Origin of the sequence: Ideonella sp. WA131b (assembly GCA_023657425.1) — a bacterium.
Lineage (GTDB): Bacteria > Pseudomonadota > Gammaproteobacteria > Burkholderiales > Burkholderiaceae_C > Rubrivivax.
The window spans coordinates 772,542-796,920 of record JAGTJW010000002.1 but is presented as its reverse complement, the minus strand read 5'-3'; the positions used below and the strand labels follow the sequence as shown (position 1 = coordinate 796,920).

Here is a 24,379-nt window from a genome sequence, read left to right as displayed (position 1 = left end):
TTCTGCCCCCGTCCACCTCCGACCGCACCGATGCCCCAATCCCCTCCGCTTGCCGCTGCCGACATCACGGCCCTTCACGACCGGCTGCTGTCCACCTCGGGCTGGCCGCAGGCCGAACCGGCGCAGCCCGAGGCCGGGTTGTGGCGCTGGATCCAGGTCAACCACCGCAACAACTGCCTGCTGTGGGCCGAGGAAGACCTCGCGCGCCGCACGACCGTGGCCGATGCCGAGATCGCCGCCAACAAGCGCGCCATCGACCGGTACAACCAGGCCCGCAACGATGCCACCGAGCGCGTCGACGAGTTGCTGCTGCTGGCCTTGGGCGTTGTCGACGAGGCCGCCGCGCGCAGCGATGCCCCGCTGGCTCAGGTGGCCGCCGGCGCGCGCCTGAACAGCGAGACCGCGGGCAGCATCATCGACCGTCTGTCGATCCTGTCGCTCAAGCTCAAGGCCATGGGTGAGCAGGCACGGCGGAACGACGTCGACGAGGCCCACCGCGCCGCCAGCCGCGTCAAGTGGGAGCGCCTGGCCCAGCAGCGCCGCGACCTGGCGGCCTGCCTGGACGGTCTGCTGGCCGAGACCGCCGCCGGCCGGGCCTATTTCAAGGTCTACCGGCAGTTCAAGATGTACAACGATCCGGCCTTCAACCCCGAGCTCGTCAAGGAAGGTCGGCGAAAGTCCTGAAGCCGCAGCCCTCCGTGACCACCGCGCCCCGCATCCTGATCGTCAAGACCTCGTCGATGGGCGACGTCGTGCATGCCACGCCCGTGGTGGCCGACATCCTGGCGCGCTTCCCGCAGGCGCAGATCGACTGGCTCGTCGAGGCGCCGTTCGCGGCGATTCCGCGGCTGCACCCGGGAGTGCGACGCGTCATCCCGATGGCCTGGCGCAAGTGGCGCCGCCAGTTGTTCAGCGGCGCCACCTGGAAGGCCATCGGCGAGCTCCGCCAGGAGCTGCGGCGCGATCCCCATGACCTGGTCCTCGATCTCCAGGGCCTGCTGAAGAGTGCCCTGTGGGCGCGGCAGGCTGCCGGCCCGGTGGTGGGCTACGACCGCGCCAGCGCCCGAGAGCCATTGGCGGCCTTGCTGTACCGGCGCAGTGCGGCGGTGCCCAGGAATCTGCAGGCGGTGCAGCGCAACCGGCTGCTGGCCGCCTTGCACCTGGGACTCATGCCGCCCAGCGCAGTACCGTCGTTTGGCCTGCATCCGCCCGAGCCGAGCTGGAAGCCTCGCGACAACTACGCGGTGTTGATCCCCAACGCCAGTCGCGCCAGCAAGCTCTGGCATGAACGGCACTGGGTTGCGGTGGGAAAGAGACTGGTCGAACGGGGCTGGCTGCCGCTGGTGCTGTGGGGTCGTCCCGATGAGCAGACCCTGGCCGAGCGCATCGCCGCCGGCTGCAACGGCGACGTGCCGCCGTTCCTCAGCGTCGGTGACATGGCCGGCGTGCTGGCCGGGGCGCAGCAGGTGGTGGGGCTGGACACCGGCTTCACGCATCTGGCGGCCGCACTGGGCCGCCCGACGCTGGGCGTCTATTGCGACCACGACCCGGGACTGGCCGGCATCACCGGTCCTGGGCGCGTGGCCAGCATCGGTGGCAAGGGACAGGTGCCGCAGCGCGGCGAGGTTCTGGGGCTTCTCGCCAAGCACTTCGGCGTGTAGCCCCGCGGGCACAGGCGGGTCTGGCCGACAGCTCGCTGCCGGGTCAGGCGCGCCAGGTCGTGGTCGCGGCGTCGTCCAGGAACGGTGGCCGGTTCACGACAGGTCGTTGCGTTGCGGCGGGTAGCTGTCCCAGGCCAGGCAGCCCGGGCACTGCCAGAAGTGGCGCTGGGCCTCGAAGCCGCAGCTGCCGCAGCGGTAGCGCTGCAGGGGACGTGCGGCGCGCGCCACGGCATCGTGCAGCGCCGCGCGGGCGGCTTCATCGAGTGCGGGCGCCGCACCGGAGGGTCCGGTTGCCGGTATCGCGGTGGCGAACGGCAGCAGCAACTGCGCCGCCGACAGCGAGGGATGTGCGCGAAGGTGGGCCAGGATCCGAGGTATGCGCTCGGCCTGCGGGCGCTCGGCATCGAGTACCTCCAGCGCCTGCAGCAGCTCGACCGCAGGTTGCAGGGCCAGCGCATCCAGCAGCACCTTGTGCGCGGCGTCGGTGTGGCCGATGGCGCGTGCGCAGGCCGCGTAGTCGCCGGCCACCAGCACGAAGGCAGCGCCGTGGCGCTCGCGCAGCGCGTCCCAGGCGCGCACAGCCCCTGCGGGGTCGCCTTGGCGCAGCAGGCGTTGGCCGGCCAGCAACCAGGGTCGCGGCGTCTCGGGCGCAGCAGCCTGCGCACGCGCCAGGGCGGCCGCGGCCTCGTCGGGCTGGCCCGCGGCATCGAGCTCCTCGGCACGCTCACACTCATAGTGCGCGATGCGTCCAGCGAAGCTGCCCTGGCCGCGGCCCTCGAGCCGGCGCGCCACCTGCGCTGCCTGCTGCCAGCCGCGTGAGCGTTCGTACAGGCTCAGCAGCGCGAGCTGAGCCTCGGCGTCGTAGGTGCTGCCTGCCAGTGCCGACCATGCGGCCTCGGCGCGGTCGAAGAGCCCGGCCTTCATGAAGTCCTGCGCCAGCGCCCGCTGCGCGCGCATGCGCACCGACGGGCTCAGGTCACCGCGCCCTGCCAGATGTTCATGGACGCGCACGGCACGGTCGATCTCGCCGCGGCGTCGGAACAGGTTGCCCAGTGCAAAGTGCAGCTCGGTGGTGTCGGGGTCGCTCTGCATCGCCTCGATAAAGGCATCGATGGCCTGGTCCTGCTGCTCGTTGAGCAGCAGGTTCAGACCCTTGAAGTAGGTGCGGGGAGAGTCGTCGCGCTCGCGCTTGAGTTGCCGCAGGTCCAGCCGCGACCCCAGCCAGCCCAGGGCGAATGCCACGGGCAGGCCGATCAGCAGCCAGCTCAAGAGTTCGGGCTCCATCGGATGCAGGCAGCGGGGCCGTTCAGAGGCCGACGCGTGGGGGCTGCTCAAGGCCCGGAACGGATGGGGCCGCGGCGGCGGCCGTGTTCGGCGCCGCGGAAGAGGGCGCGTCGGCGGCCCGGAGCCGGTGACGTCGCCAGCGCTGCCAAGCCCCGGGCAGCATCGCCAGGACGCCCAGCGCAGCCCCGGCGGCAAACACCGCGAGCACGACGATGACCATCGGTGCCTGCCACTGCGCACCGAAGAACCAGTTCACCGTCACGGTCTGCTGGTTGTTCAGCGCAAAGGCGAACAGCGTGAAGAAGATGAAGGACCGGACGAGCCAGACGAGGACGCGCATCGCGCGCCCATTCTAGGCAGCACGCCGCCGGCGGCTCATCGGCCGGCGTCGGCTGTGCCGGTCGCAGCCTCGCGGGCGTCGACGGCCTCGCGCAGCGCCTTGCCGGGCTTGAAGTGCGGCACCAGCTTCTCCGGGATCAGCACCTGCTCGCCGCTGCGCGGGTTTCGGCCCATGCGCGGAGGACGGCGGTTGATGCTGAAGCTGCCGAAGCCGCGGATCTCGATGCGGTGGCCGCGTGCGAGTGCATCGCTCATCGCGTCCAGAATGGTCTTCACGGCGAACTCGGTGTCTCGCTGTGTCAGCTGCGAAAAGCGTTCGGCGAGGCGGGTGACGAGATCGGAGCGGGTCATCGGCGGCACATCGGCGGGTGAGGGCGGCTCGTCGCCGCCAAGGGCTGACGACAGGACCCGACCGCAGGGACACCCCCGCGGCCGGGCCTGGGGCGCTGACTACTCGTTGCCCTTGTCGAGCTTGGCGCGCAGCAGCGCACCCAGGCTCGTCGTGCCGGCGTTCTCGCGCTCGGCGCTCTGGCGCAGCGCCTGCATGCCTTGCTGGGCGTCGGCGTTGTCCTTGGCCTTGATGCTGAGCTGGATGCTGCGCATCTTGCGGTCGACGTTGATCACCATCACGGAGACCTCGTCGCCTTCCTTCAGGACGTTGCGGGCATCCTCCACGCGGTCGGAGCCGATTTCCGAGGCGCGCAGATAGCCGGTGACGTCGTCGTTGAGCTGAATCTCGGCGCCGCGAGGATCTACCGACTTCACTTTGCCGGTGACGACCGCGCCGCGGTCATTGAGCGTGGTGAAGCTGGTGAACGGGTCGACGTCGAGCTGCTTGATGCCCAGGCTGATGCGCTCGCGCTCGACATCCACGGCCAGCACGATGGCCTCGACCTCCTGGCCCTTCTTGTAGTTGCGCACCGCGCTTTCGCCCGGCTCGTGCCAGCTCAGGTCGGACAGGTGCACCAGGCCGTCGATGCCGGCCGACAGGCCGATGAACACCCCGAAGTCGGTGATGCTCTTGACGGGGCCCCTGACCTTGTCGCCGCGCTTGACGGTGGAGCTGAACTCCTCCCAGGGGTTGGCCTTGCACTGCTTCATGCCCAGGCTGATGCGGCGCTTGTCCTCGTCGATCTCGAGGACCATGACCTCGACTTCTTCGCCGAGCGACACCACCTTGGACGGGGCGACGTTCTTGTTTGTCCAGTCCATCTCGGAGACATGCACCAGGCCTTCAATGCCCGGCTCGATCTCGACGAAGGCGCCGTAGTCGGCAATGTTGGTGATCTTGCCGAACAGGCGCGTGCTGTTCGGGTAGCGGCGCGACACGCCGTGCCAGGGGTCGTCGCCCAGCTGCTTGATGCCCAGGCTGACGCGGTTCTTCTCGGCGTCGAACTTCAGCACCTTGGCGCTGAGCTCCTGGCCCACGGTGACCACCTCGGACGGGTGGCGCACGCGGCGCCAGGCCATGTCGGTGATGTGCAGCAGGCCGTCGATGCCGCCGAGATCGACGAAGGCGCCGTACTCGGTGATGTTCTTGACCACGCCGTGCACGATGGCGCCTTCGGTCAGGGTCTCCAGCAGTTTGGCGCGCTCTTCGCCCATCGAAGCCTCGACGACGGCGCGGCGCGACAACACGACGTTGTTGCGCTTGCGGTCGAGCTTGATGACCTTGAACTCCATGGTCTTGCCCTCGAACGGCGACATGTCCTTGACGGGCCGCGTGTCGAGCAGGCTGCCGGGCAGGAAAGCGCGGATGCCGTTGACCAGCACCGTGAGGCCACCCTTGACCTTGCCGCTGACGGTGCCGGTGACGAACTCGCCGGACTCCAGCGCGTTCTCAAGGCTCATCCACGAGGCCAGGCGCTTGGCCTTGTCACGGCTGAGGATGGTGTCGCCGTAGCCGTTTTCGACAGCGTCGATGGCGACCGAGACGAAGTCGCCGACCTGGACTTCGAGTTCGCCCTGGTCGTTCTTGAATTCCTCGATGGGGACGTAGCTCTCGCTCTTGAGGCCCGCGTTGACGACGACGTGGTTGAAGTCGATGCGCACGACCTCGGCGGAGATGACCTCGCCGACGCGCATGTCGTTGCTCTTGAGCGACTCTTCGAACAGCGAGGCGAAGGCGTCGAAGCCGCCCTTGGCGGTGACGGTGGTGGTGACGGGCATGGAGTTCCTGAAATCCCGGAGGAGTTGGGTGCAGAGCCGGGGTGCGTGCGGCGGGATGCCGCGGGTTGCGATGGATCGGATCCTGCTCGCCCGGTCTTGAGGACAGGGCCTGGCGGCCACGGCGGGAGGCGGGCAGGGGCTGGGGACTTCTTCAGGCAAACGGCCGACGCGCCTGCCACCAAGCCAACACCTGCTGCACCGATTGATCGATGTCGAGCTGGGAGTTGTCGAGTTGAAGAGCGTCTTCGGCGGGCTTCAGTGGCGACGCGGCCCGGCTCATGTCGCGCCGGTCGCGGGCCTCCAGGTCCGCCCGAAGGGCCGGGATGCTAGCTGTAATTCCCTTTGAAATCAACTGTTTATGGCGCCTTTCGGCACGCTGTTCGGCACTGGCGGTCAGGAACACCTTCAGCGCCGCATCGGGGAAGATCGCGGTGCCCATGTCGCGCCCGTCGGCGACCAGGCCCGGCGCTCGACGAAAGCTCAGCTGCAGCCCGTGCAGGGCTGCGCGCACGGCCGGCAGGGCCGACACCCGAGACGCCAGCAGGCCGGTGCTCTCCAGGCGCAGCTCGTTGGTGATCTCGCGGCCCTCACGGCCCAGAAAGGGGCCCGTGAACCAGGTGCGGCCGGCTTCGGGCCCATGGCCAAAGCGCAGCGGCAGGCTGGCGGCCAGGGAGGCCACGGCCGGCTCGTCCTCGGGGCGGATCTCAGGGTCGAAGCCGGCGTCCACGGCCGCCAGGCCCGTGGCTCGGTACAGCGCGCCGGAGTCCAGCAAGCCATAGCCCAGCGCCGACGCCACCCGCGCCGCCAGCGTGCCCTTGCCCGATGCGGTGGGGCCGTCGATGGTGATCACGGGCACGGCCCTGGCCTCGATGACGGCGAAGAGCGCCTCGAAGTACTCGGGAAAGGTCTTGGCCACGCACTTCGGGTCGAGGACCCGCACAGGGCTGCGCATCGGCGGCGCGGCCCGGCAGCAGGGCGTGGCAGGCGGCCAGCGACAGGCACATGGCCATTCGGTGGTCATCGTAGGTGTGGATGGCGGCGGCTGGCCATGGTCCAGGCGGCGGCGTGACCTCGATGAAGTTGTCACCGGCCACCACGGCTGCGCCGAGCTTGCGCAGCTCGGCGGCCATTGCGGCAATGCGGTCGGTCTCCTTCACGCGCCAGCTGGCGATGCCCTCCAGCCGGCTGGTGCCCTCGGCGAACAGCGCCATGACCGCCAGCGTCATCGCGGCGTCGGGGATGGCGGTGCAGTCCATCTGAATCGGCGCGAGCGGCCAGCGGCCGCGCCGCACCTTGATGTAGCCCGGGCCGCACTGGACCGAGGCGCCCATGGCCGCGGCAGCGTCGACAAAGCGGATGTCGCCCTGGATCGAGCCGGCGCCCACGCCTTCGATGCGCAGCGGCGCGCCACCGTGCGCCGCGATCGCACCCAGCGCCACGAAGTAGCTGGCCGACGACGCGTCACCTTCGACGTGGATCTCGCCCGGCGTGGCAAACGCGCTGCCGGCGGGGATGGTGAAGCGCTGCCAGCCCTCGCGGCGCACGACGACGCCGAAGCGCGACAGCAGGTTCAACGTGATCTCGACGTAGGGCTTGCTGATGAGCTCTCCGTCAACCTCGATCACCACGTCCTGCGTGGCGGCGGCCAGCGGGAGCGCCAGCAGCAGCGCGGTGAGGAACTGGCTCGAGACGTCGCCCCGCACGCGCAGCGGGGCCGTCAGCGCCAGGCGGCCGCCGGGCCGGCCGTGCAGTGCCAGCGGCGGGTAGCCGGCCTGGCCGAGCTCGTCGACCTGGCAGCCCAGCGGGCGCAGCGCGTCCACCAGGTCGCCGATCGGGCGCTCATGCATGCGCGGCACGCCCCTCAGCACGAAGCGCCCGCCCTGCAGCGTGGCCAGCACAGCCAGGGTGGCCGCCAGAGGGCGCATCGCGGTGCCGGCATTGCCCAGGAACAGCTCCGCTTCGTGCACGCTCAGCCGGCCACCCATGCCGCCGACCTGCAGCGCGCCCTCGGCCGTCTGCGCCAGCGTGCAACCCAGCGAACGCAGCGCGGCCAGCATCACGCGCGTGTCGTCGCTGTCGAGAAGGCCGTGAACGGTGGTCGTGCCCGCGGCCAGCCCGGCCAGCAGCAGCACCCGGTTGGAGATGCTCTTCGAGCCCGGCAGGCGCACCGTGCCTGAGGCGCCGACGATCGGAGGCAGGTCGAGGAAAGGGATGTCGTACATGGTGCGAGCCGGCGTCCTGGTCAGGACGCCCGCGGTGCGGGCGCTTGCATCCTCAGCGCGTGCTGATGCCAGGTGCGCCTTCGCGGCCCTGCGTCCAGCGGCCGCGCGCCTCGGCCGGCCCCCGGATCAGGCCCTCGAGCGCATCGGCGTTGCCCTCGCGCATCGCGTGTTCGAGCGCGTCGAGCGCGTGGCGGAAGTGCAGGCTCTGCATGAGCACCTCTTCGCGGTTGGCGACGAGGATATCGCGCCACACTTCCGGGCTGGAGCCGGCGATGCGTGTGAAGTCGCGGAAACCCGGGCCGGCCAGGGCCAGGAAGTCGGGGCCCAAGGGCTGGTTGAGCACGGCGCTGAGATAGGCAAAGGCCAGCAGGTGCGGCAGGTGGCTCACGGCCGCAAAAGCGGTGTCGTGGTTCTCGGCCGTCATGCACAGCACCTGGGAGCCCAGCGCCGCCCATACGTCGGTGGCCTTCTGCACGAGCTCGGGCGGGTTCTGCGGCAGCGGCGTGATGATGACCTGGCGGCCGCGGTAAAGGTCGGGATCGGCGTGCTGGACGCCCGAGGCCTCCTTGCCGGTGATCGGGTGTGCGGGGACGAACGAGGCCACCCGTTCGCGCAGCACGCGGTGCGCGGCGTCGACGACGTCGCGCTTGGTGCTGCCGACGTCCATGAACAGCACGCCCGGCTCCACGAGCTGGCGAATGGCCCTGAACGTACCCTCGGTGGCCGCCACCGGCAGGGCGATCAGCACGATGTCGGAACCGCTGACGGCCAGCAGCGCGGACTCGGCCACAACGTCGATGACGCCGAGCCTCTTCGCTTGTTGGGTGGTGCTCGGCGACTTGCTGTAGCCGACGATGCGCTTGACGAGGCCGGCGCGCTTCATCGCCAAGGCGAAGCTGCCCCCCATCAGTCCACATCCGATGAGGCCCAGCTGGATGAACATCAGTGCACGTCCACCGGGTAGGTGCCCAGCACCTTGAAGAACGCGCAGGCGTCGCGCAGTTCCTGCAGCGCCTGACCGACGTGTGCGTCGGCCGGGTGGCCCTCGACGTCGATGTAGAAGTAGTACTCCCACTGGCCCGAGCGCGCCGGGCGGCTCTCGAAGCGGCTCATCGAGACGCCATGGCGCTTGAGCGGCACGAGCATGTCGTGCACCGCGCCAGGTCGGTTTCTGACGCTGACGACGAGGCTGGTGCAGTCGTGTCCGCTGGGTCCGGGCGCCGGCTGTCGTTGCGGATGGGTGACGACGGCGAAACGCGTGCGGTTGTGGGCATCGTCCTGAATCGATGGCGCCACCAGGTGCAGGCCGAACTCGCTGCCGGCGCGGGCGCTGGCGATGGCGGCCAGCGTGGTGTCTTGTGCAGCCAGCCGCGCGCCCTCGGCGTTGCTCGAAACGGGCCGTCGCTCGGCCTGCGGCAGGTGCGCTGACAGCCAGGCGTGGCACTGCGCCAGCGCTTGCGGGTGCGCGACCACGGCCTGTATGCCCTGCAGCGAGTCGGCCTTGCGCAGCAGGTTGTGGCGCACGAAGAGGCTGGTCTCGCCGATGATGAAAAGCGGTGTGTGCAGGAACAGGTCAAGCGAGCGCGTGACCACGCCCTCGGTGCTGTTTTCCACCGGCACGACGCCAAAGTCGGCCGCGCCTGTGGCGGTGACATGAAACACCTCGTCGAAGCTGGCGCAGGGCAGGCGCAGGATGCTGCTGCCGAAGTAGCCCAGCGCCGCCTCTTCGCTGAAGGTGCCCGCCGGTCCCAGGTAGGCCACGCGGGTGGGCGTCTCCAGCGAGCGGCTGGCGCTCATGATTTCGCGCCAGATGGGCGCCACGCTGTCGCGCGGCAGCGGGCCGGGGTTGTCGGCCTTCAGGCCGTCGATCACCTGGGCTTCGCGCTCGGGGCGGAACACGACCGAGCCCTCGGACTTCTTGATCTCGCCGACCTCCTGTGCCAGACGCATGCGCTGGTTCAGCAGTGCCAGCAGCTCGCGGTCGACCGCATCGATGCGCTCGCGCAGGACCAGCAGCGCCGGGCTGTTGGGGGCCGTGTGGCTCACGTGTGGGATCTGAGGCGCAGGGTGGAACGGGGTCGAGAAAGCGGCCGGATCAGGGCCGCGCCGCCGGCGGGCGTGCCGGTGCCGGCGGGCGGGCCGGCGCAGAGCCCACGGCCCGCAGGCGGTCGCCGATCGACTTCTGCAGGGCCTGGAGTTTCGGGTCGACCTGGCCCTTGGTATCGGCCACCAGTCGCTCGAGCAGTGCCCGCTGCATGTCGTTGGCCGCACCCTGGAACTTCCGCCAGGCCGGACTCTCCAGCGTGGCGATGATCTGTTGCAGTTCTTCCGGGGTGAAGCGCTCGTCAAGCACCACGCCCACCGTCAGCGGCGAGAGCTCGGCAGCGCGCTTGCGGACGATCGGCAGCGACTCCTCGGCGTACTTTCGCAAGTCGGCGTCGAGGTCGCGTTCCAGCGCTTCACGTTTGTCCTGCGGCACGCGCTGCAGCGCAGCGCCGGCCTGCTGCATGAGCGCGACGGCAGGCTGCTGGACGATCTGCGTGGCCAGTTGCTCGACACCGGGTGCCTGCAGCGCCAGCAGCTTGCCCAGCAATTCCATCTTGGCCGGTGATGGGGCCGCGGCGGCCTGGGCCTGGGCTTCCTCAGGGGCTGCCACCGTCGCCACCACGGCCGTCAAGGCCAGGGCCGTCCACAACGCCTTGCGCATCAACTTCCTTCCGGGCCGGCAGCGCCGGAGTTGTCGCCGGAGCCCGGGGCGCCCTCATTGCCGTCGCCGCTGTCGGCTGGCGTGTCGTTTTCGGCGATGCGCTGCAGCCCCGAGAGTTTGGCGCCGTTGTCCAGCGCGATCAGCGTCACGCCCTGCGTGGCGCGGCCAAGTTCGCGGACCTCGGCCACGCGCGTGCGCACCAGCACGCCCTTGTCGGTGATCAGCATGATCTCGTCGGCAGGACGCACCAGCGTGGCCGCGACCACCCTGCCGTTGCGGTCCGACTGCTGGATGGCGATCATCCCCTTGGTGCCGCGCCCGTGCCGCGTGTACTCGACGATGCTGGTGCGCTTGCCGTAGCCGTTTTCGGTGGCCGTGAGCACGCTCTGCGTCTCGTCCTCGGCCACCAGCATGGCGATGACTTTTTGCCCCGGCTCGAGCTGCATGCCGCGCACGCCGCGCGCCGTGCGACCCAGCGGCCGGACGTCGTTCTCGTCGAAGCGCACGGCCTTGCCGCCGTCGGAGAACAGCATCACGTCGTGATGGCCATCGGTGAGCGCCGCGCCGATGAGGTAGTCGCCCTCGTCGAGATCGACCGCGATGATGCCGGCCTTGCGGGGGTTGCTGAACTCATCGAGAGCCGTCTTCTTGACCGTGCCCAGCGCGGTGGCCATGAACACGCAGTGATCGGCCGGGAAGCTGCGGAACTCGCCCGTCAGCGGCAACACCACGGTGATCTTCTCGCCGCTCTGCAGCGGGAACATGTTGACGATGGGCTTGCCGCGGCTGGCGCGGCTGCCTTGCGGCACCTCCCAGACCTTGAGCCAGTACACGCGCCCGCGGTCGCTGAAGCAGAGGATCCAGTCGTGCGTGTTGGCGATGAACAGCTGATCGACCCAGTCGTCGTCCTTCGTCTGCGTGGCCTGCTTGCCGCGGCCGCCGCGACGCTGCGCGCGGTACTCGCTCAGCGCCTGGCTCTTGATGTAGCCGGTGTGGCTGAGCGTCACCACCATGTCGGCGGGGGTGATGAGGTCTTCGGTGCCGAGCTCGAGTGCGTTGCGCTCGATCTGGCTGCGGCGACCGCCAAGCTTCGTCTGGCCGAACTCCTGGCGCAGGTCGGCCAGCTCGCCGGCGATGAGGGCCGTCACGCGCTCGGCACGCGCCAGAATGTCCAGCAAGTCGGCGATCTGGGCCATCACCTCGCGGTACTCGCCGACGACCTTGTCCTGCTCCAGGCCCGTCAGGCGCTGCAGCCGCATCTGCAGGATTTCCTGCGCCTGTTCGTCGGAGAGGCGGTACAGCCCGTCGGTCTGCATTCCCCAGTGGGCCGGCAGGCCCTCGGGTCGGTAGGCGGCAAGGCCGCCCTGCGTTTCGCCCTCTGCCCGCGTCAGCATCTCGCGCACGACGCCCGAGTCCCAGCTCTTGGCCATCAGCGCGGCCTTGGCCACCGGCGGGGTGGGGCTGGTCTTGATGGTCTCGATGAACTCGTCGATGTTGGCCAGTGCCACGGCCAGGCCCTCGAGCACGTGGCCGCGCTCGCGCGCCTTGCGCAGTTCGAACACGGTGCGCCGCGTGACCACCTCACGCCGATGCTCGAGGAAGATCTCGACGAGATCCTTCAGGTTGCAAAGCTTCGGCTGGCCGTCGATCAGGGCCACCATGTTGATCCCGAAGGTGTCCTGCAGCTGTGTCTGCTTGTACAGGTTGTTCAGCACCACCTCGGGAACTTCGCCACGCTTGAGCTCGATGACGACGCGCATGCCCGACTTGTCGGACTCGTCCTGGATGTGGCTGATGCCATCGAGCTTCTTCTCGTGCACCAGCTCGGCGATCCGCTCGAGCAGGCTCTTCTTGTTGACCTGATAAGGGATCTCGTCGACGACGATGGCTTGGCGCTGGCCGCGGTCGATGTCCTCGAAGTGGCACTTGGCGCGCATCACCACCTTGCCACGCCCGGTGCGGTAGCCCTCGCGCACGCCATTGAGGCCGTAGATGATGCCGGCGGTGGGAAAGTCGGGCGCCGGGATCAGCTCCATCAGTTCGTCGACCGAGGCGTCCGGGTTCTTCAGCAGATGCAGGCAGGCGTCCACCACCTCGCACAGGTTGTGCGGCGGGATGTTTGTGGCCATGCCCACGGCAATGCCCGCGCTGCCGTTGACCAGCAGGTTCGGCAGCCGCGTCGGCAGCACAGTCGGCTCCTGCTCGGAGCCGTCGTAGTTGGGGGCGAAGTCGACGGTTTCCTTGTCGATGTCCGCCAGCATCTCGTGCGCGATCTTCGCCAGACGAATCTCGGTGTAGCGCATGGCCGCGGCGTTGTCGCCGTCGACCGAGCCGAAATTGCCCTGACCGTCGACGAGCATGTGGCGCAGGGAGAAGTCCTGAGCCATGCGCACGATGGTGTCGTAGACCGCCGTGTCGCCGTGCGGGTGGTACTTGCCGATGACGTCGCCAACGATGCGCGCGCTTTTCTTGTACGGGCGGTTCCAGTGGTTGGACAACTCGTGCATGGCGTACAACACGCGCCGGTGCACGGGCTTCAGACCGTCGCGTGCGTCGGGCAGCGCGCGGCCGACGATGACGCTCATCGCGTAATCGAGGTACGACCGGCGCATCTCCTCTTCGAGGCTGGTGGGCAGCGTTTCCTTGGCGAACGGGGAGCTCATGCGGAGGCGCGGGCGCCCCTTGCACCCGGGCAAGCCGGCGTGCAGGGGCAAAGCAGGGAAACCGGGGATTCGGAACGTCGGATTCTACGGGTGCGAACCCTGTAGCGGCTGCGCAACAGGGCGAGCGGGTGCCTGGGCTGGCAGGCCCAAAATCAGGACCGGCCAAGCCCGTATGGCACAATCATCGGCCAGTTGTAAGTGCCTGCGGCAGTGGGTGGTTGCAGGCTTGCACGGTCCAGGTTCATCGCTTGTCGTTTTGGACGTTTCGCAGGCTCATCTGCGGCATTCCTCGAGAGGAGAATCAATGAAGAAATTGAACACGGTGGCGCTGCTTTTCGCATCAGCCGCTCTCGCCGCGCCGATCTCGGCCTACGCCCAGGCGAGGACGATCGACAACTGGCGTGCGAGCGACGGCACGGTGTGGAGGAACGGCTCGAACGAGCTGTGCTGGCGCGATGCCGGTTGGACGCCGGCCACAGCCGACCCGGCCTGCGACGGCGCCTTGAAGCCGCCGCCGCCGCCGCCACGTGTGGCGCCCCCGCCCCCGCCGCCCCCGCCGCCGCCGCGCCCTGTCGCGCCTCCCCCGCCCCCGCCCCCGCCGCCCCCGCCGCCGCCGCCTCCCCCGGCGCCGGTGAGCGAGAAGGTGACTTTCGCCGCGGACTCGTTCTTCGCCTTTGACTCGGCGGCCTTGAGCTCAGAGTCGCAGGCCAAGCTGACCGACCTGGTCGACAAGACCAAGGGTGTCAACCTGGAAGTCATCATCGCCGTTGGTCACGCCGACGTCACTGGTCCTGCTTCCGTCAACCAGCTTCTGTCGACCCAGCGCGCCGAAGCGGTCAAGAAGTTCCTGGTGAGCAAGGGCATCGAGGCCAACCGCGTCTACACCGAAGGGAAGGGCTCGACCCAGCCGGCCGCCGACAACAAGACGTCGGAAGGCCGCGCCAAGAACCGTCGCGTCGAGGTCGAGGTCGTGGGCACGCGCACCCGCCGTCCCTGACCGCTGAGCCGCGAAGAACTCGGCCCGGTTGCCGGGTTTGCCCTCACGGAGCCCCGCCTCGGCGGGGCTTTTTCTTGCCTGTGTGTGTCTGCAAGTCGCCCCGCTACCATGCCCGTCATGAACAACGTCGACGCCCAGGAACTGGCCAAATTCAGCGAACTCGCCCACCGCTGGTGGGACCCCGAGAGCGAGTTCCGTCCCCTGCACCAGATCAACCCGCTTCGGCTGGAGTGGATCGACGAACTGGCCGTGCTGCGCGGCAAGCGCGTGCTGGATGTCGGTTGTGGCGGCGGTATCCTCGCCGAGGCCATGGCGCGGCGGGCGACGCAGGTCACCGGCATCGATCTGGCGGCCAGACCGCTGGGCGTGGCGCGGCTTCATGCCCTGGAGGCCGGTGTGGAGAACCTGGAGTACCGGGAGGTTGCCACCGAGGCGCTGGCGGCTGAGAAGCCTGGCGCCTTCGACGTCGTCACCTGCATGGAGATGCTCGAGCACGTGCCCGATCCTGCGGCCGTGGTGCGTGCCTGCGCGCAGCTGGCGCGGCCGGGCGGCTGGGTGTTCTTCAGCACCCTCAATCGGAACCCGAAGTCTTTCTTGTTTGCCATCGTCGGCGCGGAGTACGTCCTGCGACTGCTGCCCCGTGGGACCCACGAGTACGCCAAGTTCATACGGCCGAGCGAACTGTCCCGCTGGAGCCGCGAGGCCGGCCTGGCCACGCAGGCCAGCCGAGGCATGGAGTACAACCCGTTGACACGCCGTTACTGGATGAGCGGCGACACCAGCGTCAACTACCTGATGGCTTGCCGCAAGCCGGGATGAGGGCCGTGGCGATGCGCCCGGCTGCGCTCCTCTTCGACCTTGACGGCACGCTCGTCGACAGCGCCCCGGATCTGGGCGGCGCCGCCAACGACATGCTGCGGGACCGGGGTCGCGAGCCCCTTCCGCTGTCGACACTGCGGCCCCACGGGGGCTCGGGGGCAAGGGGCATGATCGGCGCCGCTTTTGGCCTTGGCCCTGGCGATGAGGGCTACGAGGCGCTTCGTGACGAGTTCCTGCACGTGTACGAGGCGCGGCTGCTGCGCCAGACCCGGTTGTTCGACGAGGTCGCGGCCTTGGTGGCGGGCCTGCAGCAGGCGCGCCTGCCCTTCGGCATCGTCACCAACAAGGCGCTTCGCCTGGCCACGCCGCTGACCGAGGGCCTGGGCCTGCGCCCGCCAGCGGCCGTGCTGATCGGCGGTGACAGCACGCCGCACACCAAGCCGCACCCGGCGCCGCTGTGGGCGGCCTGCGCGTCGCTGGGCATGGCGGCGTCCGATTGCGTCTACATCGGCGACGACCCGCGCGACATGCGCGCCGCGGCTGCCGCCGGCATGCCCGGCTGGGCCGCGGCCTGGGGTTACCTGGGCGTGGCCGAGCCCGTGCACGCCTGGGGCGCTCAGGCCGTGCTCGACTCACCATCGACCATCTTGAAAAGGCTGGCGTTGGCCTAAACTCAGGGCTTCGGGTCCGACCTGGCTTCGACGTGGGTGCGGAGTCGGCGCGGGGCATGCCGAGCACCAGTTCGCTCGTAAATCCACTGGAAACAAAGTAACTGCGAACGACGAACGTTTCGCCCTCGCCGCTTAAACACCGGTGAGCCTCGCAACAGTTGGCCGATGGGCTGGGTCTGACGGGTCACACCGAAGGGCTGCGAGGTCATACACATTGGCTCGTCCTGCCGTGAGTCATTCGCGGCGGGCCTAAACCCAAATGACTCGGGGCTTCGGTAGCGTGCTGCTGCGCGACCGGGGCCCTCAAATCCAAATCAGACAGCTACGCATGTAGAACCGTCCGGCGATGGCTTGCGGACGGGGGTTCGATTCCCCCCGGATCCACCATCCAGCAGGGCTCTCCAAGGGCCCGGCCATCGAGGCGCCGCGCCATCCAGGCCGGCGCCTCTTTTCTTTGCGGGGCGTCATTGATGCGCCGCAAGTCCTCGCCGCGCCGCCGCGCCAGCATGACTGGCAGCCTTCTGACTCCAAAGGAGACACCCCGTCATGAAACGTGCTCTCGCCGCCACGCTGGCCATGCTGGCCACTGCCGCTGCCTGGGCCCAGGGCGGTGCGGCCACGCACAGCGTCCGCCTGCTCACGCCCGAGGCGGCTGGCGCGGTCGTCGGTGGCATCGGGGTTTTGGGCGCGCCGAGTGGCGATGCCGACGAAGCCTGCGCCAGGGCCGGCATCGCGGCGCTGCGCGACGACCTCGAACTCTGAGCGCCCCCAGGGCCGGGCTGCGCTCAGCCCGCCCTCCGCGCGGGTCAGGGCACCCGGTGTAGCCGGTGCACCCCAAGATCCGGCCCGCGCCGTCATCGAACCGACATCGAAGCGGACTATCTTTCGATGAAGATAGAAACATCGAAATGGAGTCTTGCATGCGGGTCGGCATCAACGGCATGGGGCGGATCGGGCGGCTGGCGCTGCGGGCGGCGTTGGGGGCGGCCGAGCGCCCGGCCGACGACCCCCGGGCCGGCAACCGCTTGGAGGTGGTGCACCTCAACGAGCTGAAGGGCGGCGTGGCCGCCACCGCGCACCTGCTGGCCTTTGACAGCGTGCAGGGCCGCTGGCGCGAGCGCATCGAGGCCGAGGGCGAGGCCACCATCGTGATCGGCGACCGCCGGCTGGGCTTCAGCAGCCTCGCCAGCCCGGCCGACATCCCCTGGGGCGAGCTCGGCGTCGACGTGGTGCTGGAGTGCACCGGCAAGTTCCTCACGCCCGAGACCATCCAGGGCCACCTCGACCGCGGTGCGAAACGTGTGATCGTCGCCGCGCCCGTCAAGTCCGGTGGCGTGCTCAACGTCGTCGTCGGCGTCAACGAACACCTCTACGAGCCGGCCCGCGACCGCATCGTCACCGCGGCCAGCTGCACCACCAACTGCCTGGCTCCGGTGGTGAAGGTCGTGCACGAGGCCCTGGGCATCCGCCACGGCCAGATCACCACCATCCACGACCCCACGAACACCAACCTCGTGGTCGACGCGCCGCACAAGGACCTGCGCCGTGCGCGCAGCGCGATGCTGAGCCTGGCGCCCACCACCACCGGCAGCGCCACCGCCATCGCACTGATCTACCCCGAGCTCAAGGGCAAGCTCAACGGCCATGCGGTGCGCGCGCCGGTGCTCAACGCCTCGCTCACCGACTGCGTGTTCGAGCTGCAACGTGCCACCACGGCCGAGGAGGTCAACGCGCTGTTCAAGGCCGCCGCCGCGGGGCCGCTGGCCGGCATCCTGGGCTACGAGGAGCGGCCGCTGGTGAGCGCCGATTACGCGCGCGATACGCGCAGCTCGATCGTCGACGCGCCCTCGACGATGGTGACCGACGGCACGCTGCTGAAGGTCTACGCCTGGTACGACAACGAGATGGGCTACGCCTGCCGCATGGTGGATCTGGCCTGCCACATCCGCGCCGCGGGCCCGTGAGCGGAGCGCGCCCGTGAACACCGGCACGCGCGACTACGCCATCGTCACGGCGGCCTACTGGGGCTTCACGCTCAGCGACGGCGCGCTGCGCATGCTGGTGCTGCTGCACTTCCACCAGCTGGGCTACTCCCCGTTCACGCTGGCCTTCCTGTTCTTGCTGTACGAGGCCGCCGGCATCGTGGCCAACCTCGTGGGCGGCTGGCTGGCCACGCGCTTCGGCATCGCGCGCATGCTGGCGGTGGGGCTGGCCTCGCAGATCACGGGCTTCCTGCTGCTGTCGGCGCTGTCGCCGGGTTGGACGGCGGCGGCGAGTGTGGCTTGGGTGGTGCTGGCGCAGGGCGTGTGCGGCGTCGCGAAGGACCTCACCAAGACCGCCAGCAAATCCGCCATCAAGCTGACGGCGGGCAACGCCTCGGGGCGCCTCTTCAAGTGGGTGGCCTTCTTCACCGGCAGCAAGAACGCGATGAAGGGCGTGGGCTTCTTCCTGGGCGGCGTGCTGATGCAGGTGCTGGGCTTCCAGGCCGCGCTGTGGGCCATGGCGGCGGCGCTGGCGCTGGTGCTCGTGGGCGTGCTGGCCTTCGTGCCGCGGCTCATGGGCAAGGCCAAGGCCTCGAAGAGCGCGAAGGAGCTGTTCGCCAAGAACCCGGGCATCAACGCGCTGGCCGCGGCGCGGGTGTTCCTGTTTGGCGCGCGCGACGTGTGGTTCGTCGTCGGCGTGCCGGTGTTTCTTTATGGCGCGGGCTGGACCTTCACGATGATCGGCAGCTTCCTCGCGCTGTGGACCATCGGCTACGGCGCCGTGCAGGCCGCGGCGCCCGCGCTGGTGAGGCGCAGCGACGACGGCCTCTCGTCCGAGGTGCCGGCCGCGCGACTGTGGTCCGCGCTGCTGGCGCTGGTGCCGGCGGCGCTGGCCGGGCTGGTGCTGGCAGGGGCGCAGCCGCAGGTGTGGATCGTCGTGGGCGGCCTGGCGGTCTTCGGCGTGGCCTTTGCCATCAACTCCTCGGTGCACAGCTACCTCGTGCTGGCCTACGCCGGCAGCGAGAAGGCGGCCGAGGACGTGGGCTTCTACTACGCTGCCAACGCGCTGGGCCGCTTCATCGGCACGCTGCTGTCGGGCCTGCTGGTGCAGTGGGGCGGCATCGTCGGCGCGCTGGTGGGTTCGGCGGTGATGCTGGCGTTGTGCTGGGGGGCCACGCTGGCGCTGCCAAGGCAGCGCGCCCTTGAGGGGAGCGCGCAGCATGGATGAAGCCGACGCGGTCGTCGCGCTGGCGGCGCTGGCACAGACGCAGCGTCTGCGCGTGTTCCGCGCGCTGGTGGGCGCCGCGCCGCAGGGGCTGACACCGGGCGCGCTGGCGGCCCTGCTGGGCGTGCCGGGCTCGACGCTCTCGTTCCACCTGAAGGAGCTGGCGCGCGCCGGGCTGCTGACGCTGAAGCGTGACGGCCGCCACCTCGTCTACCGGCCCGACATGCCGCGCATGACCGCGCTGCTGGGCTACCTCACCGACCACTGCTGCCAGGGGCTTGACTGCGGGCAGGGTGGCCTGAGCGCCGGCCGCGGGCGCTGCTGAGCCGCCGTCACGTCAGCCGCCCTCAGCCGCCCAGGCGCGCTGACCAATCCGCCTCGTCAAAACCCACGCTCAGCGCGCCGCCCGGCCACTGCACCACCGGGCGCTTGATGACGCTGGGCTGCGCCGCCATGAGCGCGATGGCGCCCTCCTCGGTGGCGGCTGCGGCCTGCGCGGCAGTGGCCAGCGCGCGCCAGGTGCTGCCCTTGCGGTTGAGCAGGCGCTCCCTGCCCAGCGCCCGGGCCCAGAGGGCGAGCAAGGCTGCGTCGGGCGGCGCCTTCTTGAAGTCGACGAACTCGTGCGCCTCGCCGCGGGCCTGCAGCCAGGCGCGCGCCTTCTTCACCGTGTCGCAGTTCGGGATGCCGTAGAGCCGGATCGGTGTTGCCATCGCGGCATCGTAAAGGGCTGGCCCCCCGGCATCAGCTGCCGAGGTGGTACTCGGTGACGCGCCGCACCTCGGCCGCCGAGCCCAGCATCACGCTCACGCGCTGATGCAGCTTGGCCGGCACGATGTCGAGAATGCGCTCGTGGCCGTTGGTGGCCAGGCCGCCGGCCTGCTCGACGATGAAGGCCATCGGGTTGGCCTCGTACATCAGGCGCAGCTTGCCGGGCTTGTCGGGCTCACGCTGGTCCCAGGGGTACAGGAAGACACCCCCGCGGGTGAGGATGCGGTGCACGTCGGCCACCATGCTGGCCACCCAGCGCATGTTGAAGTCCTTGCCGCGCGGGCCGTCCTTGCCCTGCAGACACTCGCCGATGTAGCGCGTGACGGGCTCGGCCCAGTGGCGCTGGTTCGACATGTTGATCGCGAACTCCTTCGTCTCCTCGGGGATGCGCACCTCGGTGGCGGTGAGCACCCAGGAGCCGGTCTCGCGGTCGAGCGTGAACATGGCCACACCGTTGCCCAGCGTCAGCACCAGCGTGGTCTGCGGGCCGTAGACGCAGTAGCCGGCCGCCGCCTGGTGCTTGCCCGGCTGCAGGAAGTCTTCTTCGGACACGCCGCGCGTGTGGCCCACCTTGCGCAGCACGCTGAAGATGGTGCCGATGCTGACGTTGACGTCGATGTTGCTGGAGCCGTCGAGCGGGTCGAACAGCAGCAGGTACTCGCCCTGAGGGTAGCGGTTGGGCACAACGTGGATGGAGTCCATCTCCTCGCTGGCCATGGCCGCGAGGTGGCCGCCCCACTCGTTGGCCTCGATCAGCACCTCGTTGGCGATGAGGTCGAGCTTCTTGACGATCTCGCCCTGCACGTTGCTCTGGTCGGTGCTGCCGAGCACGTCGCCCAGCGCGCCTTTGTTCACGGCAATGGCGATGCGCTTGCAGGCGCGTGCCACGACCTCGATGAGCAGGCGCAGCTCGCCCGGGATGCGCCCATGCTCGCGCTGCTGCTCGACGAGGTACTGCGTCAGGCTGATGCGGCGGGGGCCGTTCATGCGCCCGGCTCCAGGGCGCGGTTGACGACCTCGCGCAGGTCGTCGCTGAGGTCGGCCCGTACGGCCACGCGCGAGATCGCCTCGCGGGCGGCGCTGCGGTAGGGCTCGGCCAGGCGCGCCCAGCGCTCCATGGCGCGGGCCATGCGGGCGGCCAGCTGCGGATTGAGCGCGTCGACCTCGAGGATCTTCTCGGCCCACAGCACCACGCCAGCGGCATCAGACCGGTGCACCGCCGCGGGGTTGACCGCGAAGATGCCCATCAGGCTGCGCGCGCGGTTGGGGTTCTTGAGCGTGAAGTCGCGGTGCTGCAGCAGGGTCTTGAAGCGCGCGAACACGCTGCCCGGTACCGCCGCGCCCGGCGCGGACTCGTGCACGCCCGGCACCGGCTCGGGCGCCAGGGCCTGCATCGAGAACCACTTGTCGAGCACCAGCGCGTCGCCATGTGCCAGCGCGTGGAAGCGCTGCAGCGCGGCGTCGGCCAGCAGCGAGTGCGATTGCAGCAGGGCCTGCAGCGCGCCGACGCGATCGGTCATGTTGGCGGCATCCTTGAAGCGCTGGTAGGTGCGGCCCTGCTGAACGGCATCTCCTGTGCGCACGGCATGCAGCGTGAGCATGGCCAGCGCCAGGTTGGCCAGCGCGCGGCGGCCGGCCTGGTGGTGCGTGGGCGCATAGCCCTCGGTCACCTGGTTGCCGGCCCAGGCCGCTTGCCAGGCGTCGTGCAGACGTGTCGCCAACAGCAGCCGCCACTGCTCGCGCACGGTGTGGATGCGCTGGGGGTCGTTGGCGGCAAGCTGCTCGGCGAGGTAGGTCTCGCTGGGCGGCGTGAGGACGAGCGTCTTGAAGGCCGGGTCGAGCGTGGGATGCGACAGCACCGCCGCCAGCGCGTCGGCCAGGGCGTCGTCGAGCACCGGCTCATGGCCGTGCGTGACGGCGGCGAGCAGCCGCTCGACCATGAGCTGCTGCGCCGCTTCCCAGCGGTTGAAGGGGTCGGTGTCGTGGGCCAGCAGCACCTGGCGCTCGGCGTCCGTCAGGCCGTCTTCCAGCCGCACCGGGGCCGAGAAGCCGCGCAGCAGGCTGGGCACGGGCGCAGAGGCCACGCCCTCGAAGACAAACGCCTGCTCGGCCTCGTCCAGCACCAGCAGCCGCTCGGGCGCGAGTTCGTGGCCGTCGGTGCCCAGCAGCGCCACCTGCACCGGCATCACGAAGGGCAGCTTGCTGGCCTGGCCCGGCGAGGGCTCGGCGCTCTGGCGCAGCGTGAGGGTGTAGCGCTGGGTGGCGGCGTCGTAGGCGCCGCGGGCGGCCAGCTTCGGCGTGCCGGCCTGCGCGTACCAGCGCTTGAAGGCCTGCAGCCGCGTGGCCAGCGCACTGCCGGGGTTGGCGTCGGCGATGGCCTGTGCAAAGTCGTCGCAGGTGACGGCCTGGCCGTCGTGGCGCTGGAAGTACAGGTCCATGCCGCGGCGGAAGCCGTCGCGGCCCACCAGCGTCTGCATCATGCGCACGAGCTCGGCGCCCTTCTCGTAGACGGTGGGGGTGTAGAAATTGCTGATCTCGACGTAGCTGTCGGGCCGCACGGGGTGCGCCATGGGGCCGGCGTCCTCGGGGAACTGGCTGGCGCGCAGCCGCACCACATCGTCGATGCGCTTGACGGCGCGGGCGCTGGCGCTGCCGGCCATGTCCATGCTGAACTCCTGGTCGCGGAAGACCGTCAGGCCCTCCTTCAGGCTCAGCTGGAACCAGTCGCGGCAGGTGATGCGGTTGCCCGTCCAGTTGTGGAAGTACTCGTGCGCGACGATGCTTTCGATGAAGCCGTAATCCGCGTCGGTGGCGGTGGCCGCACTGGCCAGCACGAACTTGGTGTTGAAGACGTTCAGGCCCTTGTTCTCCATGGCGCCGGAGTTGTAGTCCTCCACCGCCACGATCATGTAGCGCTCCAGATCCAGCGGCAGCCCGAAGCGCGCCTCGTCCCACACCAGGCTGGCCACCAGCGAGCGCAGGGTGTGCTCGGTCTTCTCGAGGTCGCCCGGGCGCACGTAGACCTGCAGCAGGTGGTCCTTGCCGGCGCGGGTGCGCACGCGCTGCTCGCGGGCCACCAGGCGGCCGGCCACCAGGGCGAACAGGTAGCTGGGCTTGGGGAAGGGGTCGTGCCACTTCGCAAAGTGGCGGCCCTTGTCGAGATCGCCCTGCTCGACGAGGTTGCCGTTGCTCAGCAGCACCGGGAAGCGCGCCTTGTCGGCGCGCAGCGTGACGGTGTAGACCGCCATCACGTCGGGCCGGTCGAGGAACCAGGTGATGCGGCGGAAGCCCTCGGCCTCGCACTGCGTGCAGAACATCGCGGGCGAGCCGCTGGTGTACAGGCCCAAGAGCTCAGAGTTCTTCTCGGGGCTGCAGGTGTTGCGGATCTCCAGCGTGAAGGCGTCCGACTCGGGCGGGTTGTCGATGACGAGGTCGCCACCCGAACCCTCGGGCTCATGGCGGAAGCTCACGCTGGCGCCGTCGGCCAGCACACGCAGCAGCGTCAGGCCCTCGCCGTGCAGCCGCAAGGGCTGGCGCTCCATCGCCGTGTTGCGCTCGATGCGCAGGCGGCTGGAGACGATGGTCTTGGCCGGGTCGAGGTCGAACGTGAGCTCGACCGTCTTGATGAAATAGGCGGGGGCCGTGTAGGCCTCGCGCCGCACCAGGGTCTTCGTGCCTTCGCGCATGGGCGGGGTCTCCGGGGTTCTCGTTGTCGGGTGGCGGCGCCGCCGCTCAAAGACCCTGCTTCAAGCTGGCCACGATGAAGGGATCGAGATCCCCGTCGAGCACCTTCTGGGTATTGCTGATCTCGACGCTGGTGCGCAGATCCTTGATGCGGCTCTGGTCGAGCACGTAACTGCGGATCTGGTGGCCCCAGCCGACGTCGGTCTTGGTGTCCTCGAGCTTCTGCTGCTCTTCAAGCCGCTTGCGCATCTCGTGGTCGTACAGGCGGCTGCGCAGGCGCTTCCAGGCGACGTCGCGGTTGCTGTGCTGGCTGCGGCCGTCCTGGCACTGCACGACGATGCCGGTGGGGATGTGCGTCAGGCGCACCGCCGAGTCGGTCTTGTTGATGTGCTGGCCGCCGGCGCCGCTGGCGCGGAAGGTGTCGGTGCGCACGTCGGCCGGGTTGATCTCGATCTCGATGGAGTCGTCGATCTCCGGGTAGACGAACAGGCTGGCAAAGCTGGTATGGCGGCCGCCCGAGCTGTCGAAGGGGCTCTTGCGCACCAGGCGGTGCACGCCGGTCTCGGTGCGCAGGTGGCCGAAGGCGTGGTCGCCCTCCACCTTGATGGTGGCGCTCTTGATGCCGGCCACGTCGCCCGGGGTCTCGTCCTCGACGGTGGCGGTGAAGCCCTTGCGCTCGCAGTACTTCAGGTACTGCCGCAGCAGCATCTGCGCCCAGTCCATGGCCTCGGTGCCGCCGGCGCCGGCCTGGATGTCGACGAAGCAGTTGCCGGGGTCGGCCGGGTTGCTGAACATGCGGCGGAACTCGAGCTGCTCCACCGTCTCGCGCAGCGCTTCGGCCTCGGCCAGCATGGCGCGCATGCCGGCCTCGTCGCCTTCTTCCTTGCTCATCTCGAAGAGCTCGGAGTTGTCGGCGAGGCTGCGCTTGAGGTGGTCGATGGTCTCGACCACGGTCTCCAGTGCCTTCTTCTCCTTGCCGAGCTCCTGGGCGCGCTTGGGCTCGTTCCAGACCGCCGGGTTCTCCAGTGCGGCGTTGACTTCGTTCAACCGCAGGGCTTTGCGGTCGTAGTCAAAGATACCCCCGGAGCTGCTCGGTGCGGGCGCTGAGGTCGGCGAGCAGCGAGCCGACGGCGTTGATCTGTTCGGTGTCCATGCTGCAATTTTCGCACGCGGCCCCGCCGCAGCCCC

Annotated in this window: 22 protein-coding genes and 1 other RNA gene; 10 read left to right on the top strand and 13 right to left on the bottom strand. The window is 69.5% G+C overall.

The window, feature by feature from the left end; all coding sequences use genetic code 11:
- Positions 1–30 precede the first annotated feature (30 nt).
- Both KA711_13695 and waaC read left to right on the top strand, forming a co-directional pair.
- Entirely contained in the window at positions 31–684 is a 654-nt protein-coding gene (locus tag KA711_13695) for a DUF4254 domain-containing protein (protein ID MCM0610022.1), read from the top strand.
- Positions 685–698: 14 nt separating this feature from the next.
- Positions 699–1,661 (top strand): lipopolysaccharide heptosyltransferase I, encoded by a 963-nt coding sequence (gene waaC, locus KA711_13690; GenBank protein ID MCM0610021.1) that lies wholly within the window; start codon positions 699–701, stop codon positions 1,659–1,661.
- A gap of 93 nt (positions 1,662–1,754) precedes the next feature.
- Here waaC and KA711_13685 read toward each other — a convergent pair whose 3' ends face one another.
- The 9 genes from KA711_13685 to gyrA form a co-directional block, all read right to left on the bottom strand.
- Positions 1,755–2,945, bottom strand: a complete 1,191-nt coding sequence (locus KA711_13685; protein ID MCM0610020.1) for a lipopolysaccharide assembly protein LapB — start codon at positions 2,943–2,945, stop codon at positions 1,755–1,757.
- 22 nt (positions 2,946–2,967) lie between these two features.
- Positions 2,968–3,285: a DUF1049 domain-containing protein gene (locus KA711_13680; protein MCM0610019.1), complete on the bottom strand. Its 318-nt coding sequence runs from the start codon at positions 3,283–3,285 to the stop codon at positions 2,968–2,970.
- Positions 3,286–3,320: 35 nt separating this feature from the next.
- Positions 3,321–3,635 (bottom strand): integration host factor subunit beta, encoded by a 315-nt coding sequence (locus KA711_13675; protein MCM0610018.1) that lies wholly within the window; start codon positions 3,633–3,635, stop codon positions 3,321–3,323.
- 99 nt (positions 3,636–3,734) lie between these two features.
- Entirely contained in the window at positions 3,735–5,453 is a 1,719-nt protein-coding gene (gene rpsA / locus KA711_13670) for a 30S ribosomal protein S1 (protein MCM0610017.1), read from the bottom strand.
- A gap of 151 nt (positions 5,454–5,604) precedes the next feature.
- On the bottom strand, positions 5,605–6,405 hold the full coding sequence (locus KA711_13665; protein MCM0610016.1) for a (d)CMP kinase: 801 nt from the start codon (positions 6,403–6,405) through the stop codon (positions 5,605–5,607).
- A gap of 1,322 nt (positions 6,406–7,727) precedes the next feature.
- The gene (locus tag KA711_13660; protein ID MCM0610015.1) at positions 7,728–8,618 is read right to left on the bottom strand and encodes a prephenate dehydrogenase/arogenate dehydrogenase family protein; all 891 of its coding nucleotides are present in this window, start codon (positions 8,616–8,618) and stop codon (positions 7,728–7,730) included.
- Positions 8,618–9,721, bottom strand: a complete 1,104-nt coding sequence (pheA, locus tag KA711_13655; protein MCM0610014.1) for a prephenate dehydratase — start codon at positions 9,719–9,721, stop codon at positions 8,618–8,620. The genes KA711_13660 and pheA overlap by 1 nt, the downstream gene beginning before the upstream one ends.
- A gap of 49 nt (positions 9,722–9,770) precedes the next feature.
- A complete protein-coding gene (locus KA711_13650; protein ID MCM0610013.1) occupies positions 9,771–10,382 on the bottom strand; it encodes a hypothetical protein in 612 nt (203 codons plus the stop codon).
- A complete protein-coding gene (gene gyrA / locus KA711_13645) occupies positions 10,382–13,045 on the bottom strand; it encodes a DNA gyrase subunit A (GenBank protein ID MCM0610012.1) in 2,664 nt (887 codons plus the stop codon). Before gyrA ends, KA711_13650 begins: the two co-directional genes overlap by 1 nt.
- Positions 13,046–13,349: 304 nt before the next feature.
- On the opposite strand from gyrA, the gene KA711_13640 reads away from it, so the two are divergent.
- From KA711_13640 to KA711_13605, 8 genes are all read left to right on the top strand, one after another.
- Positions 13,350–14,042: an OmpA family protein gene (locus KA711_13640; protein ID MCM0610011.1), complete on the top strand. Its 693-nt coding sequence runs from the start codon at positions 13,350–13,352 to the stop codon at positions 14,040–14,042.
- Positions 14,043–14,159: 117 nt separating this feature from the next.
- Complete coding sequence (gene ubiG / locus KA711_13635) at positions 14,160–14,861, top strand: bifunctional 2-polyprenyl-6-hydroxyphenol methylase/3-demethylubiquinol 3-O-methyltransferase UbiG (protein ID MCM0610010.1); 702 nt, start codon at positions 14,160–14,162, stop codon at positions 14,859–14,861.
- Positions 14,858–15,532 carry an HAD-IA family hydrolase gene (locus tag KA711_13630; protein MCM0610009.1) on the top strand — a complete coding sequence of 225 codons (675 nt, stop codon included), beginning with the start codon at positions 14,858–14,860 and terminating at the stop codon, positions 15,530–15,532. Before ubiG ends, KA711_13630 begins: the two co-directional genes overlap by 4 nt.
- Before the next feature lie 12 nt (positions 15,533–15,544).
- Positions 15,545–15,919: a transfer-messenger RNA gene (gene ssrA, locus KA711_13625) on the top strand.
- A 159-nt stretch (positions 15,920–16,078) separates the two neighbouring features.
- The gene (locus KA711_13620; protein MCM0610008.1) at positions 16,079–16,294 is read left to right on the top strand and encodes a hypothetical protein; all 216 of its coding nucleotides are present in this window, start codon (positions 16,079–16,081) and stop codon (positions 16,292–16,294) included.
- 158 nt (positions 16,295–16,452) lie between these two features.
- The gene (locus tag KA711_13615; GenBank protein MCM0610007.1) at positions 16,453–17,496 is read left to right on the top strand and encodes an ArsJ-associated glyceraldehyde-3-phosphate dehydrogenase; all 1,044 of its coding nucleotides are present in this window, start codon (positions 16,453–16,455) and stop codon (positions 17,494–17,496) included.
- Between the two features lie 13 nt (positions 17,497–17,509).
- Complete coding sequence (arsJ, locus tag KA711_13610; protein MCM0610006.1) at positions 17,510–18,742, top strand: organoarsenical effux MFS transporter ArsJ; 1,233 nt, start codon at positions 17,510–17,512, stop codon at positions 18,740–18,742.
- Entirely contained in the window at positions 18,735–19,064 is a 330-nt protein-coding gene (locus KA711_13605; protein ID MCM0610005.1) for a helix-turn-helix transcriptional regulator, read from the top strand. Before arsJ ends, KA711_13605 begins: the two co-directional genes overlap by 8 nt.
- A 22-nt stretch (positions 19,065–19,086) precedes the next feature.
- Here the strand turns inward: KA711_13605 and KA711_13600 are convergent, their stop codons facing one another.
- The 4 genes from KA711_13600 to prfB form a co-directional block, all read right to left on the bottom strand.
- Entirely contained in the window at positions 19,087–19,449 is a 363-nt protein-coding gene (locus KA711_13600; GenBank protein ID MCM0610004.1) for a Spx/MgsR family RNA polymerase-binding regulatory protein, read from the bottom strand.
- A gap of 31 nt (positions 19,450–19,480) precedes the next feature.
- Positions 19,481–20,494 (bottom strand): class 1 fructose-bisphosphatase, encoded by a 1,014-nt coding sequence (locus KA711_13595; protein ID MCM0610003.1) that lies wholly within the window; start codon positions 20,492–20,494, stop codon positions 19,481–19,483.
- Positions 20,491–23,193 carry an aminopeptidase N gene (pepN, locus tag KA711_13590; protein ID MCM0610002.1) on the bottom strand — a complete coding sequence of 901 codons (2,703 nt, stop codon included), beginning with the start codon at positions 23,191–23,193 and terminating at the stop codon, positions 20,491–20,493. Before pepN ends, KA711_13595 begins: the two co-directional genes overlap by 4 nt.
- Positions 23,194–23,239: 46 nt before the next feature.
- Positions 23,240–24,344 (bottom strand): peptide chain release factor 2 gene (prfB, locus tag KA711_13585; GenBank protein MCM0610001.1). Its coding sequence is split into 2 segments (ribosomal slippage): positions 23,240–24,262 and positions 24,264–24,344, totalling 1,104 coding nucleotides; the frame shifts between segments, so codons are not numbered across the junction.
- Positions 24,345–24,379 lie beyond the last annotated feature (35 nt).

Coding starts and splice junctions, on each gene's coding strand:
- KA711_13675 (MCM0610018.1), bottom strand. CDS start 3,635: ATGACCCGCTCCGATCTCGTCACCCGCCTCGCCGAACGCTTTTCGCAG.
- KA711_13620 (MCM0610008.1), top strand. CDS start 16,079: ATGAAACGTGCTCTCGCCGCCACGCTGGCCATGCTGGCCACTGCCGCT.
- KA711_13665 (MCM0610016.1), bottom strand. CDS start 6,405: ATGCGCAGCCCTGTGCGGGTCCTCGACCCGAAGTGCGTGGCCAAGACC.
- KA711_13685 (MCM0610020.1), bottom strand. CDS start 2,945: ATGGAGCCCGAACTCTTGAGCTGGCTGCTGATCGGCCTGCCCGTGGCA.
- KA711_13595 (MCM0610003.1), bottom strand. CDS start 20,494: ATGAACGGCCCCCGCCGCATCAGCCTGACGCAGTACCTCGTCGAGCAG.
- KA711_13615 (MCM0610007.1), top strand. CDS start 16,453: ATGCGGGTCGGCATCAACGGCATGGGGCGGATCGGGCGGCTGGCGCTG.
- KA711_13660 (MCM0610015.1), bottom strand. CDS start 8,618: ATGTTCATCCAGCTGGGCCTCATCGGATGTGGACTGATGGGGGGCAGC.
- KA711_13630 (MCM0610009.1), top strand. CDS start 14,858: ATGAGGGCCGTGGCGATGCGCCCGGCTGCGCTCCTCTTCGACCTTGAC.
- KA711_13650 (MCM0610013.1), bottom strand. CDS start 10,382: ATGCGCAAGGCGTTGTGGACGGCCCTGGCCTTGACGGCCGTGGTGGCG.
- KA711_13600 (MCM0610004.1), bottom strand. CDS start 19,449: ATGGCAACACCGATCCGGCTCTACGGCATCCCGAACTGCGACACGGTG.
- KA711_13680 (MCM0610019.1), bottom strand. CDS start 3,285: ATGCGCGTCCTCGTCTGGCTCGTCCGGTCCTTCATCTTCTTCACGCTG.
- pepN (MCM0610002.1), bottom strand. CDS start 23,193: ATGCGCGAAGGCACGAAGACCCTGGTGCGGCGCGAGGCCTACACGGCC.
- ubiG (MCM0610010.1), top strand. CDS start 14,160: ATGAACAACGTCGACGCCCAGGAACTGGCCAAATTCAGCGAACTCGCC.
- KA711_13695 (MCM0610022.1), top strand. CDS start 31: ATGCCCCAATCCCCTCCGCTTGCCGCTGCCGACATCACGGCCCTTCAC.
- KA711_13640 (MCM0610011.1), top strand. CDS start 13,350: ATGAAGAAATTGAACACGGTGGCGCTGCTTTTCGCATCAGCCGCTCTC.
- rpsA (MCM0610017.1), bottom strand. CDS start 5,453: ATGCCCGTCACCACCACCGTCACCGCCAAGGGCGGCTTCGACGCCTTC.
- gyrA (MCM0610012.1), bottom strand. CDS start 13,045: ATGAGCTCCCCGTTCGCCAAGGAAACGCTGCCCACCAGCCTCGAAGAG.
- KA711_13605 (MCM0610005.1), top strand. CDS start 18,735: ATGGATGAAGCCGACGCGGTCGTCGCGCTGGCGGCGCTGGCACAGACG.